This is a genomic window from Streptomyces saintjeani (genome assembly GCF_055409605.1).
Window position 1 is genome coordinate 4,651,564 of record NZ_CP189624.1, and the last position, 12,380, is coordinate 4,663,943.

At 69.7% G+C, this 12,380-nt stretch carries 9 protein-coding genes; 4 read left to right on the forward strand and 5 right to left on the reverse strand.

Annotated features, from left to right (window positions below; translation table 11 throughout):
- Positions 1–15: 15 nt before the first annotated feature.
- The 3 genes from cydB to hisC form a co-directional block, all read right to left on the reverse strand.
- A complete protein-coding gene (cydB, locus tag ACQCO7_RS21105; RefSeq protein WP_409115725.1) occupies positions 16–1,017 on the reverse strand; it encodes a cytochrome d ubiquinol oxidase subunit II in 1,002 nt (333 codons plus the stop codon).
- A gap of 20 nt (positions 1,018–1,037) precedes the next feature.
- On the reverse strand, positions 1,038–2,546 hold the full coding sequence (locus ACQCO7_RS21110; protein WP_464073318.1) for a cytochrome ubiquinol oxidase subunit I: 1,509 nt from the start codon (positions 2,544–2,546) through the stop codon (positions 1,038–1,040).
- Positions 2,547–2,752: 206 nt separating this feature from the next.
- Complete coding sequence (gene hisC / locus ACQCO7_RS21115; protein WP_464073319.1) at positions 2,753–3,859, reverse strand: histidinol-phosphate transaminase; 1,107 nt, start codon at positions 3,857–3,859, stop codon at positions 2,753–2,755.
- Between the two features lie 400 nt (positions 3,860–4,259).
- On the opposite strand from hisC, the gene ACQCO7_RS21120 reads away from it, so the two are divergent.
- The 3 genes from ACQCO7_RS21120 to ACQCO7_RS21130 all read left to right on the forward strand — a co-directional run bounded on the left by ACQCO7_RS21120 (position 4,260) and on the right by ACQCO7_RS21130 (position 7,738).
- Entirely contained in the window at positions 4,260–5,372 is a 1,113-nt protein-coding gene (locus tag ACQCO7_RS21120; RefSeq protein WP_464073320.1) for a LacI family DNA-binding transcriptional regulator, read from the forward strand.
- Positions 5,373–5,602: 230 nt separating this feature from the next.
- Positions 5,603–6,703 carry a metallophosphoesterase gene (locus ACQCO7_RS21125; RefSeq protein WP_464073321.1) on the forward strand — a complete coding sequence of 367 codons (1,101 nt, stop codon included), beginning with the start codon at positions 5,603–5,605 and terminating at the stop codon, positions 6,701–6,703.
- A gap of 156 nt (positions 6,704–6,859) precedes the next feature.
- Positions 6,860–7,738: a hypothetical protein gene (locus ACQCO7_RS21130; RefSeq protein WP_464073322.1), complete on the forward strand. Its 879-nt coding sequence runs from the start codon at positions 6,860–6,862 to the stop codon at positions 7,736–7,738.
- 91 nt (positions 7,739–7,829) lie between these two features.
- On the opposite strand, the gene thiC is transcribed toward ACQCO7_RS21130, so the two are convergent.
- Positions 7,830–9,635, reverse strand: coding sequence for a phosphomethylpyrimidine synthase ThiC (thiC, locus tag ACQCO7_RS21135; protein ID WP_464073323.1), 1,806 nt, complete (start codon positions 9,633–9,635; stop codon positions 7,830–7,832).
- Between the two features lie 655 nt (positions 9,636–10,290).
- Here thiC and ACQCO7_RS21140 point away from each other — a divergent pair.
- Positions 10,291–11,805: a YibE/F family protein gene (locus tag ACQCO7_RS21140; protein ID WP_464077258.1), complete on the forward strand. Its 1,515-nt coding sequence runs from the start codon at positions 10,291–10,293 to the stop codon at positions 11,803–11,805.
- 128 nt (positions 11,806–11,933) lie between these two features.
- On the opposite strand, the gene ACQCO7_RS21145 is transcribed toward ACQCO7_RS21140, so the two are convergent.
- On the reverse strand, positions 11,934–12,380 hold the full coding sequence (locus ACQCO7_RS21145; RefSeq protein WP_029183914.1) for an SsgA family sporulation/cell division regulator: 447 nt from the start codon (positions 12,378–12,380) through the stop codon (positions 11,934–11,936).

Consider the following 12,380-nt stretch of genomic DNA (forward strand, 5'->3'; position numbering starts at 1 on the left):
TGCCCGGCGACTGACTCAGTGCGCTTCAGCGATGTGCTGCGTACCGATCCGCTTGCGGAACACCCAGTACGTCCACCCCTGGTAGAGCATCACCACCGGCGTCGCGATCACCGCGCACCACGTCATGATCTTCAGCGTGTACGGGCTCGACGAGGCGTTCGTGACCGTGAGGCTCCACTCCGGGTTCAGCGACGACGGCATGACGTTCGGGAAGAGCGTCAGGAAGAGCATCGCCACGGCGGCCACGATCGTGACCCCGGAGAGCGCGAACGACCAGCCCTCGCGCCCGGCCTGGTTCGCGACGAGCGCCGCGACCAGGGCCGCGACGGCCACGACCAGGGCGACCAGGCTCTTGCCGTCCCCGCTGTCGGCCTGCGTCCAGACCAGGAAGGCCAGGGCGAGGACGGCGGTGACGAGACCGACCTTGAGGGCCAGCGCCCGCGCCCGCTCCCGGATGTCACCGACCGTCTTCAGCGCCGTGAACACCGTGCCGTGGAAGGTGAACAGGCTCAGCGTGACGAGCCCGCCGAGGACCGCGTACGGGTTGAGCAGCTCCCAGAAGCCGCCCACGTACTCGAAGTTCCGGTCGATCTTCACGCCGTGGACGATGTTGCCGAACGCGACGCCCCACAGGAACGCGGGGATCAGGGAGCACCAGAAGATCGCCTGCTCCCAGTTGCGCTGCCAGTTCTCCTCGGGCCGCTTCGCGCGGTACTCGAAGGCGACGCCCCGGACGATGAGGCAGAGCAGGATGAGCAGCAGCGGCAGGTAGAAGCCGGAGAAGAGGGTGGCGTACCACTCGGGGAAGGCGGCGAAGGTCGCGCCGCCCGCGCTGAGCAGCCAGACCTCGTTGCCGTCCCAGACCGGGCCGATGGTGTTGATGAGGACGCGCTTCTCGGCCCGGTCGCGGGCGAGGAGCTTGGTGAGGACGCCGACCCCGAAGTCGAAGCCCTCCAGGAAGAAGTAGCCGGTCCACAGGACGGCGATCAGGACGAACCAGACGTCGTGCAGTTCCATGACGGTGCAGCTCCCTCGGCCTAGTACGAGAAGGCCATCGGCTTGTCGGCGTCACGCGCCTCGCCGCCGATCTTCGTGGGCGGGTTGAGGTCGGCCTCGGTCAGCTCCGGCGGGCCTGCCTTCACGTACTTCGCGAGGAGCTTGACCTCGACGACCGCGAGGATCGCGTACAGCGTGGTGAAGGCGATCATCGAGGTGAGGACCTCGGCCTGGGAGACACCGGGGGAGACCGCGTCGCGGGTCTGGAAGATGCCGTAGACGACCCAGGGCTGTCGGCCCATCTCGGTGAAGATCCAGCCCCAGGAGTTGGCGATCAGCGGGAAGGCCAGGGTCCAGATCGCCAGGCGCCAGTACCAGGTGGTGAGTTGAGGACCGAGCGCCTTCTTGCGGAAGAGCACCAGGTTCGGCACCTCGTCCTCACCGGTCCTCAGGTGCTCGGGGAGCATGAACTTCTTGCGGGTCAGCCACAGTCCGAACATGCCGACCGCGAGGGACGTCATGCCGAAGCCGATCATCCAGCGGAAGCCCCAGTAGGCGACCGGGATGTTGGGGCGGTAGTCGCCGGGGCCGAACTTCTCCTGCTCGGCCTTGTTGACGTCGTTGATGCCGGGGACGTGCGAGGTGAAGTCGTCGTTCGCGAGGAACGACAGCAGGCCCGGGATCTCTATGGCCACCGTGTTGTGGCCCTTCTCGACGTCCCCGTAGGCGAAGACGGAGAACGGCGCGGGCGCCTCGCCGTCCCACAGGGCCTCGGCGGCGGCCATCTTCATCGGCTGCTGCTTGAACATGACCTTGCCGAGGGTGTCGCCGCTGATCGCGGTGAGCAGACCGGCGATCACGACGGTGATGAGGCCGAGCCGCAGCGTCGTCCTCATCTCGACGATGTGCCGCCTGCGGACCAGGTGGAAGGCGGAGATGCCGACCATGAACGCGCCGCCGGTCAGGAACGCGGCCGTCAGGGTGTGGAATGCCTGCGCGAGCGCGGTGTTCTGGGTCAGGACGAGCCAGAAGTCGGTGAGTTCGGCGCGGCCCTTGGCCTCGTTGATCCGGTAGCCGACCGGGTGCTGCATCCAGGAGTTCGCGGCGAGGATGAAGTAGGCCGACAGGATCGTGCCGATCGAGACCATCCACATACAGGCGACGTGGATCTTCTTCGGGAGCTTGTCCCAGCCGAAGATCCACAGGCCGATGAAGGTGGACTCGAAGAAGAAGGCGATCAGGGCCTCGAAGGCGAGGGGGGCACCGAAGACGTCGCCGACGAAGCGCGAGTAGTCGGACCAGTTCATGCCGAACTGGAACTCCTGCACGATGCCGGTGACGACGCCCATCGCGATGTTGATCAGGAAGAGCTTGCCCCAGAACTTCGTCGCCCTGAGGTACTTCTCCTTGCCGGTCCGCACCCATGCGGTCTCCAGCCCGGCGGTGAGCGCCGCGAGCGAGATCGTCAGGGGGACGAAGAGGAAGTGGTAGACGGTCGTGATGCCGAACTGCCAGCGCGCCAGTGTCTCCGGCGCCAGGGCCATTTCCACGTCGTCAGTCTCCTTACGTGCCGTGGTACTGCGGCAGTTTGCCCCTTATGTCACACACAACAGTGGAGCAACTGGGACACGCTTGTGAACGCGTTCACATTCACAAGCAATTATGGCGCATACCCGTTCGAGACTTGACGGGAGGGGGGGCCTGTTTGGTCACAGGCCCCCCGAGACGCACCCCTCACACACCCCCGGAAGGGCTCTCAGCCCTCCTGGACGAGCCCCTCTTTGATGAACCCCTCTTTGATGAACCCCTCCGTCACCTTCAGGAAGATGTCGTTCGCCTCGGTCTCCCCGATCGTCACCCGCGCCCCCTCCGGGAACGGCCGCACCACGACCCCGGCCCGCTCGCACGCGGCGGCGAACGCGGGCGTCCGCTCCCCCAGCCCCAGCCAGACGAAGTTGGCCTGCGTATCGGGGACGGTCCACCCCTGGGTGCGCAGCGCGTCCACCACCCGCGTGCGCTCGGAGACCAGGCACCCGACCCGGCCCAGGAGTTCGTCCTCCGCGCGCAGGGACGCGACGGCGGCGTCCTGCGCGAGCTGCGTGACCCCGAAGGGCACCGCCGTCTTGCGCAGCGCGGCGGCGACGGGCTCGTGGGCGATCGCGAAGCCGACACGCAGCCCCGCGAGGCCGTACGCCTTGGAGAACGTGCGCAGGACACAGACGTTGGGACGGCCGCGGTACAGCTCGACGCCGTCGGGGACGTCCGCGTCGCGCACGAACTCGCGGTACGCCTCGTCCAGGACGACCAGGACGTCCCCCGGCACCCGGTCCAGGAACCGCTCCAACTCGGCCCGCCGCACGGCCGTACCCGTCGGGTTGTTGGGGTTGCAGACGAAGATCAGGCGGGTGCGGTCGGTGATCGCCTCGTACATCGCGTCGAGGTCGTGGACGTCGCCCGGGGTCAGCGGGACCTTGACCGAGGTCGCGCCGCTGATCTGCGTGATGATCGGGTACGCCTCGAAGGAGCGCCAGGCGTAGACGACCTCGTCGCCGGGGCCCGAGGTCGCCTGGAGGAGCTGCTGGGCGACGCCGACGGAGCCGGTGCCGGTGGCGAGGTGGGAGACGGGGACGCCGAAGCGGTCGGCCAGTTCGGCCGTCAGCGCCGTACACGCCATGTCCGGGTAGCGGTTGAACGACGAGGCGGCGGCCGTGACGGTCTCCAGGACGCCGGGCAGCGGCGGGTACGGGTTCTCGTTGGAGGACAGCTTGTAGGCCACCGGTCCGCCCTCGGCGGCCGGCCTGCCCGGCTTGTAGGTGGGGATCCCCTCCAGCTCGACCCGCAGCTTGGGGTTCGTCTCGCTCACCACAGTCCTCCTCGCGACCGGCGCCGGTACTCAATTCTCCTCACCTTATGAGGATTCGGCACGTGCACGTCAGCGGCCGTGCGGACCTCGTTCGTCACACCCGCATCAGGGGCAACACCGTACGAAGGCCGACGAAACAGAGGGCGTGTCGCACATATATCTACGCGCCGGTGGCACGCGCCGTGGCGCGCGTCCCTCGTACAGGTGAGTTGAGACCTCTTCGAGACATCGGTGCCTCGCCAGGCTCATCAGCGCCGATGCCACAAATAGTGCCGCTCGAACGACCAACTGCCTTTGTTTCTCAAGTACTTGGTGACTTTGACCTTGCAGAAACGTGCCTGTCGATGTGTGCATATGCGTCCGCCCTACCCCACCCGATGAGCCCTACTATCGGCACGCCATGACAGCAGCAGGGAAGCACCAGGTGAGCCGCGCGGAAACCTCACGCCGAGGCAGCCGGCCGGGCCGAGCGGGTATCAGGGACGTGGCCGCCGCCGCCGGAGTGTCCATCACGACCGTTTCCGACGCCCTGAACGGCAAGGGCAGGCTCCCTGATGCCACCCGACGCCACGTCCGCGAGGTCGCCGACCGGCTGGGCTACCGCCCGTCGGCCGCGGCCCGCACGCTCCGTACCGGGAAGTCCGGCCTGATCGGACTGACCGTCACCACGTACGGGGATGAACCTTTCACCTTCACCGAATTCGCGTACTTCGCGGAGATGGCCAGAGCCGCCACCTCCGCCGCGCTCGCCCGCGGCTACGCGCTCGTCATCCTCCCGGCGACCTCGCGCCACGACGTGTGGTCGAACGTCGCCCTGGACGGCACGGTCGTCATCGACCCCGGCGACCAGGACCCGGTGGTCAGCGAGCTCGTCCGGCAGGGTTTACCCGTCGTCTCCGACGGCCGCCCCTCCGGTCCGCTGCCGGTCACCGCGTGGGTCGACAACGACCACGAGGCCGCCGTACTGGACATCCTCGACCACCTCGCCGACGCCGGCGCGCGCCGGATCGGGCTGCTCACGGGGACCACCACCGACACGTACACGCACCTGTCGACCACCGCGTACCTGCACTGGTGCGAGCGCGTCGGACAGGACCCGGTGTACGAGGCGTACCCGGCGCACGACCCCTGCGCGGGAGCCGTCGCCGCCGACCGGCTGCTCGCCCGGCCCGACCGGCCGGACGCCGTGTACGGCCTCTTCGACCCCAACGGCACGGACCTCCTCGCCGCCGCCCGCCGCTACGGCCTGCGCGTCCCCGAGGACCTGCTCCTCGTGTGCTGTAGCGAGTCCACGGTGTACGCGAGCACCGAACCCCCCATCACCACGCTCTCGCTGAAGCCGCGCCGGATCGGCACCGCGGTCGTCCAGCTCCTCATCGACGCGATCGAGGGCGTCGACTCGGACGGCCCGGTCGAGCAGGTGATACCGACGGAACTGATCATCCGCACCTCCTCGCAACGCCGTCCGCCGCGTACGACGGTGAGCCCGCCGCGCACGCCCGAGGGGAAGTAGCCGGCCGCCCGCGGGGCCGTCGTGCGGTGGGTGCGGGACACCGGTACGACGGCCAAGCACGGGTCAATCGGGGCGAATGCCACGCACCGGCGCGCGCCCGAACCGATTCACCACCCCTGGGTCATCACATGGCCCGATCCGCATTCCTATGATGGGCCCACGACACCGCGGGCCGCTGCGACCAGGCAGTCCGAAGCGGTGCAGCTGCGGCGCGATGGTGGAGGGGTCTGATGACTCAGGGGGCCGGTCAGGGACCCGAAGCGGAACGGACGGCGACGTTGCGCGACTTCCGGGTGCCCGCGTACGTCCATGAGACCGGCCCGTACGACCCCGCCGGGCATCCCGGCGACGCCGTACCGGCCGACGAGCAGGCGTATCCCGAGGGGTACACGCCGACCCAGCGCGACCTCCCGGTCATCAACCGGGGCGACACGCTGCGGATGCCGACGGTGGAGCCCGTGGTGGCCGCGGACGGGCCCGGACCCCTGTTCGTCGTCGGCGACGTGCACGGCTATCTCGACGAACTGCACGCCGCGCTGCGGGAGAAGGGCCTCATCGACGAGGCCGCGCAGTGGTGCGCGGGCAACGCGCGGCTCTGGTTCCTCGGCGACTTCACCGACCGCGGGCCCGACGGCATCGGCGTGATCGACCTGGTCATGCGGCTGTCGGCGGAGGCGGCGGCGGCGGGCGGCTACTGCAAGGCCCTGATGGGCAACCACGAACTCCTCCTCCTGGGCGCCAAGCGGTTCGGCGACACCCCCGTCAACTCCGGGGCCGGCACCGCCACCTTCCAGGCGGCCTGGCTGCTCAACGGCGGCCAGAAGTCCGACATGGACCGCCTCCAGGACCACCACCTCCAGTGGATGGCACGCCTCGACGCGATCGAGGAGGTCGACGGCCATCTGCTCGTCCACTCCGACACGACCGCCTATCTCGACTACGGCGACTCGATCGAGGCCGTCAACGACAGCATCCGCGAGGCGCTCACCCGCAACGACGCGGACGAGGTGTGGGATCTCTTCCGCAAGTTCACCAAGCGCTTCTCCTTCCGCGACGAGGGCGGCGCCGACGCCGTCCGCGCCCTCCTCGATACGTACGGGGGCACCCTCATCGTTCACGGGCACAGCCCGATTCCCTATCTGCTGGGCGAAGTCGGCTCCGAGGACCCCGACGACGACACCGGCCCGAACGTCAAGGGACCGCACGTCTACGCGGAGGGACTCGCCATCGCGATGGACGGCGGAGTGACCATGGCCGGAAAGCTGCTGGTCCAACAGCTGCCCATGGATAATCGGACGTCCACCGGGCAGGCGACCGGCATGGAGGACTGATCGCCGGCGGCACGGGCGCGGGTCCAATTTCCGCAAACCCCCTGTCACCTTGAGCCGTCGCCGCTCTACCATCGGCTTATCCGTAGCAGGCTCCCCTCCGTTTCTGCCCGACGGCTCGTTGGCATGCGAGCCCCAAGCCCTACGGAGCATCGGGGGATGCACATGAACAGCGTTCCGCAGCACCTGCACAGTGAGGACCGCCAGGAGTACGAGCGGATCCTCGACGAGGCGCTGCGCTCCGCCCCACACCACCCGGAACTGGCCGGTGTCGGCCGGCGCCTCAACCCGGTACAGCTGCGCACCATGGCGCTGGGTGCCACCGCGTTCATCACGGCCGCGGCGGCGACCGAGTACCAGCACTACGTGAAGGTCCGTGAGGAGCTGCGCCACCCGGCGCCGTCCTCTTCGTCTTCCTCGTCCTCTTCGGCCTCTTCGGCCCGCGAGTCCGGGGACGCGGCGAGCGGGGGCACGGGGATCGCGGCCGGCCTGGGGGAGGCCGCCGTCGAGCCCGCCGGGGCGGGGGCCGTCGCCGTCGCCGCCGTCCTCACGCCGGTCCTCGCCGGGACCGCCGCGGTGATCTTCCTGCTCGTCGGCTACCTCCTCAAGGCGCTCGACCCGGCCCCTGCGTTCGCCGACGCGCTGGTCACGGCGGGCTGGGTGTTCGGGGTGGTCACGGCGCTGGCGATCCTGGTCGCCACCGTCGGGCTGCTGCTCACCGCGCTGCGCAACCGGCCCGCGCTGGAGGCGGGGCCGTACAACGAACAGGCTCAGGAGGTCGAGCGGGCCCGGGATGCCTGGCGGATCGCCCTGCTGGAGCGCGGCTTCCTGCCGTACTTCCGCGAGGCGCTCACCGAACAGGGCCCGGCGGCGACGGTCCCGCGCACGCCTCCGCCGAGCCGCCTGCCGAATCTCGGCTACGACCGTCCCGGGTTCACCAGCCCCGACGACGGCCCCGACCCCGGCCACCGCCCGAGCTTCTCCAGCCCGGACTACACGAGCCCGGACTTCGGCGGCCCGGACAACCAGCCCGACTAGGGCGTGTTGCGAAAATCCCGTCGTCCACCCCCGATGACTCCCGGCCCGCGTCCCCGTACAGGGGGCGCGGGCCAGGCGGTTCACGGCGTCCTCAGTCCGCGATCGGCAGATACACCCGGTTCCCCGCCGCCGCGAACTCCTTCGACTTCTGGGCCATGCCCTCCTCGATATCGGTGTCGGCGGGGCTGGTGCCGTGTTCGCGGCGGATGTCCTGGGAGATCTTCATCGAGCAGAATTTCGGCCCGCACATCGAGCAGAAGTGCGCGGTCTTGGCCGGCTCCGCCGGGAGTGTCTCGTCGTGGAAGGCGCGGGCCGTGTCGGGGTCGAGGGCCAGGTTGAACTGGTCCTCCCAGCGGAACTCGAAGCGCGCGTCGGACAGCGCGTCGTCCCAGTCCTGCGCGCCGGGGTGCCCCTTGGCGAGATCGGCGGCGTGCGCGGCGATCTTGTAGGTGATGACGCCGGTCTTGACGTCGTCGCGGTTGGGCAGGCCGAGGTGCTCCTTGGGCGTGACGTAGCAGAGCATCGCCGTCCCCCACCAGGCGATCATCGCCGCGCCGATCCCGGACGTGATGTGGTCGTACGCGGGCGCGACGTCCGTGGTCAGCGGGCCGAGCGTGTAGAACGGCGCCTCGTCGCAGATCTCCTGCTGGAGGTCGATGTTCTCCTTGATCTTGTGCATCGGGACGTGCCCCGGGCCCTCGATCATCGTCTGTACGTCGTGACTGCGGGCGATCCTGTTGAGTTCGCCCAGCGTGCGCAGCTCCGCGAACTGCGCCTCGTCGTTGGCGTCCGCGATCGAGCCGGGCCGCAGGCCGTCGCCCAGCGAGTACGTGACGTCGTACGCGGCGAGGATCTCGCAGAGTTCCCCGAAGTTCTCGTACAGGAACGACTCCTTGTGGTGCGCGAGGCACCAGGCCGCCATGATCGAGCCGCCGCGCGAGACGATGCCGGTCTTGCGGTTCGCGGTGAGCGGGACGAACGGCAGCCGTACGCCCGCGTGGACCGTCATGTAGTCCACGCCCTGCTCGGCCTGTTCGATCACCGTGTCCTTGTAGATCTCCCAGGTCAGCTCCTCGGCGCGGCCGTCGACCTTCTCCAGCGCCTGATAGAGCGGCACCGTGCCGATGGGGACGGGGGAGTTGCGCAGCACCCACTCCCGGGTGGTGTGGATGTTGCGGCCGGTCGAGAGGTCCATGACCGTGTCGGCGCCCCAGCGGGTCGCCCAGGTCATCTTCTCGACCTCCTCCTCGATGGAGGACGTCACCGCCGAGTTCCCGATGTTCGCGTTGACCTTCACCAGGAACCGCTTGCCGATGATCATCGGCTCGATCTCCGGGTGGTTGACGTTGGCCGGCAGGACGGCCCGCCCCGCCGCGATCTCCTCGCGGACGACCTCGGGCGCGACGTTCTCCCTGATGGCCACGTACTCCATCTCCGGCGTGACCTCGCCCCGGCGCGCGTACGCCAGTTGCGTGACCGGCCGTCCGTCCCGGCTGCGGCGCGGCAGGCGCGGGCGGCCCGGGAAGACCGCGTCCAGATTCCGCAGGCCGCCGCGCGGCGAGGTGTGCTTGAGCCCGTCGTCCTCGGGGCGGACCGGACGGCCCGCGTACTCCTCGGTGTCGCCCCGGGCGACGATCCAGTTCTCCCGCAGGGGGGACAGGCCCCGGCGGACGTCCGTCTGCTCGGACGGGTCGGTGTACGGGCCCGAGGTGTCGTACAGGGTGACCGACTGCCCGTTGGTGAGGTGCACTTGACGGACCGGCACCCGCAGATCGGGGCGCGAGCCCTCGACGTACGCCTTGTGCCAGCCGATGGACTTCCCGGCCTCGTTGTCAGCCGCGTCCGTGCTGGCCGCGTTCTGCGTGGAGGCAGGCGTGCGTGCGTCCTTGATGGTCATGAGACCTACTCCCTACGCCGGCATTACCCGGTAACAGGTTCAGCGGTCGACGCAGCGGCTTCCGTCTGCCGATGTTTCATGTGAAACATCACTCGAACCCGGTGACGTTTCACGTGAAACACCGCGAAGACGAAGGTCAGCGCCCTCTCAGCCCGGTGCTCCGAGCTCCCGCGTGTGCAAAGGTGCCTCCACGCTAGCGGTATTTGTGGCGCGGTGAACAGTGGGCCTCTGCCGTTCTTGCGATGATCGGTCGGTGACCACGACACCCCGCTCCCCGTTCCCCCCGCCTCCCGAACGGCCCCGCCGCCCCGGCACCGCGCGCGATACGGGTGCGGGGGACGGGTACGGGGGTGAGGACACGTACGGCGGTGAGGGACCGGGTCCTGTCGCCGGGCCGGGTGACGCGGCTCCTGGACGCGGGCCCGCGCCGGGTAACCGCCCCGGCACCCGGCTGGGTTCACTCCAGCGGCGGGGGCCGCTGCTGAGGCCGGGTGCGGAGGGGCAGGGGTACGGGGTCGGGCCGACGCCGCGTCCTGAGGACACGGGGGCTACGCGGCAGGTGCGGGGACCGGGGTACGACAGCGGTGCTGTGCCGCGCGTTCCCGGGCCGGACAGTGGTCCCGTACCGCGCGTGTCACCGTACGACAGCGGCCCTGTGCCCCAGGTGTCCCCGTACGACAGCGGGCCCGTCCCCCAGGTCTCCGCTCACGACAGCGGGCCTGTCCCCCGCGTCCCCGATCACCAAGCGCACAGCGGCGGTTCCGGGCACGGTGAGCATCACCACGAGCCCGGTGACGCGCACGGCGGCGGGCACGGTGACTCGCACAGCGGGGGGCACGGTGGAGGGCATGGCGGCGGCCACTCGCACAGTCACAGCCATGGCCCCGCCGCCCCCGTCTCCCGGCACCTCCGCAAGGTCATCGGCGCGATCCTGATCCCCTTCGCGGCGGCCGTGGTCGTGGGGCTCGCGGTGCTGTGGCCCGGTGGCGCGCCGCCGCACGAGCGGACCGGGGTCGGGTTCGACCGGCAGACGCAGCAGGCGACGGTCACGAGGATCGAGAAGCTGAGCTGCGCGTCCGTCAACGCGTCGGGGGTGCCGCCGACCGGTGACACCTCGACGGCCGAGGGGTCCTCGGCGGTGCAGCAGGCGGGCGGGACCTGCAAGCGGGCGACGATCCGGGTGGACACGGGCAGCGACAAGGGCCGTACGTTCACGGAGATCGTCCAGCCCGACCAGTCGCGGCAGCTGAAGCAGGGTCAGAAGGTCGTCGTCGCGTACGAGCCGTCCGCGCCGAAGGACCTCCAGTACTCCGTCGCGGACATCAACCGGCGGTTCCCGATGGCGCTGCTCGCCGGGATCTTCGCGATCGCGGTCGTGGTCGTCGGACGGCTGCGCGGCGTCATGGCGCTGGTCGCGCTGGCGATCAGCTTCATGATCCTGAACTTCTTCATCCTGCCGGCGATCCTCCAGGGTTCGAACCCGCTGGTCGTGGCGGTGGTGGGGGCCAGCGCGATCATGCTGATCGCTCTCTACCTGTGCCACGGCCTCTCGGCGCGGACCTCCGTCGCCGTGCTCGGCACGCTGATCTCACTGATCCTGATCGGCATCCTCGGCTCGCTCTTCATCGGCTGGGCCGCGCTCACGGGCAACACGGACGACAACACCGGCCTCATCCACGGCCTGTACCCGTCGATCGACATGAGCGGCCTGCTCCTCGCCGGCATCATCATCGGCTCGCTGGGTGTCCTGGACGACGTGACGGTCACGCAGACGTCGGCGGTGTGGGAGCTGCACGAGGCGAACCCCACGATGGGCTGGCGCGGCCTCTACCGAGCGGGCATCCGCATCGGCCGCGACCACATCGCCTCGGTCGTCAACACCCTCGTCCTCGCGTACGCGGGCGCCGCCCTCCCCCTGCTGCTCCTCTTCTCCATCGCCAACAGCAGCGTCGGCGCGGTGGCCAACAGCGAGTTGGTCGCCGAGGAGATCGTCCGCACCCTGGTCGGCTCGATCGGCCTGGTCGCGTCGGTGCCGGTCACGACGGCCCTGGCGGCGCTGGTCGTCTCGGCGGACCGTCCGGACGGGAAGTCCGCACCGGCCCCGGCGACGCCGTCGGCCGTGGCTCCCGTCCCGGCAAAGGGAGGGCGGGGCCGCCGCCGTAAACACTGACCGCTCGGTGGGGGGCGGGGCCTACAGCCTCAGGGCCTACAGCCTCGGGGCCTTCAGCCCCAGCAGAACCGTTCCTGCAACTCCCCGGAACCGCTGAAGCGTTTCCCCACCCCCACGGCGCGCCCCCCTCACCCCGCGCTCTGCTCCTCCGCCAGGATCCGCCCCAACGCCTCGTCGAGATGCGCGTCGAAGTCCGCGAAAGATCCCTCCTGGCCCAGCGGCACCACCCGGTCCGTGCGGTCGAGGAAGGCGATGAGGGGGGCCGCCGAGGAGCGGAAGACGGCCTGGTCGGCGCCCACCTGGAGGCGGATGAGGACCTCGCCGAGGGATTCGGGGTCCGTGGGGGCGACCCGGACATCACCCTCGCCGCACGGGCGGCCCACGCCGTCGATGAGGAGTTCGCGGCCGAACGTCCAGGTCACCGGCGCGTCCCCGGGCAGATGGAAGGTGAGCCGGACGGCGTACGGGTCGTCCGGCTCGTACTCCAGCCCCACCGGGATCCGGAACGAGAGCTCCTCGGAGACGAGGAAATTCATCATGACCTCTGCCTGAACTGTCTGAACGGACTCACGCAT

Excerpts from the sequence above, each read along its gene's own strand:
- cydB (WP_409115725.1), bottom strand. The coding sequence starts at position 1,017 with ATGGAACTGCACGACGTCTGGTTCGTCCTGATCGCCGTCCTGTGGACC.
- ACQCO7_RS21120 (WP_464073320.1), top strand. The coding sequence starts at position 4,260 with ATGACAGCAGCAGGGAAGCACCAGGTGAGCCGCGCGGAAACCTCACGC.
- ACQCO7_RS21125 (WP_464073321.1), top strand. The coding sequence starts at position 5,603 with ATGACTCAGGGGGCCGGTCAGGGACCCGAAGCGGAACGGACGGCGACG.
- ACQCO7_RS21130 (WP_464073322.1), top strand. The coding sequence starts at position 6,860 with ATGCACATGAACAGCGTTCCGCAGCACCTGCACAGTGAGGACCGCCAG.
- thiC (WP_464073323.1), bottom strand. The coding sequence starts at position 9,635 with ATGACCATCAAGGACGCACGCACGCCTGCCTCCACGCAGAACGCGGCC.
- ACQCO7_RS21145 (WP_029183914.1), bottom strand. The coding sequence starts at position 12,380 with ATGCGTGAGTCCGTTCAGACAGTTCAGGCAGAGGTCATGATGAATTTC.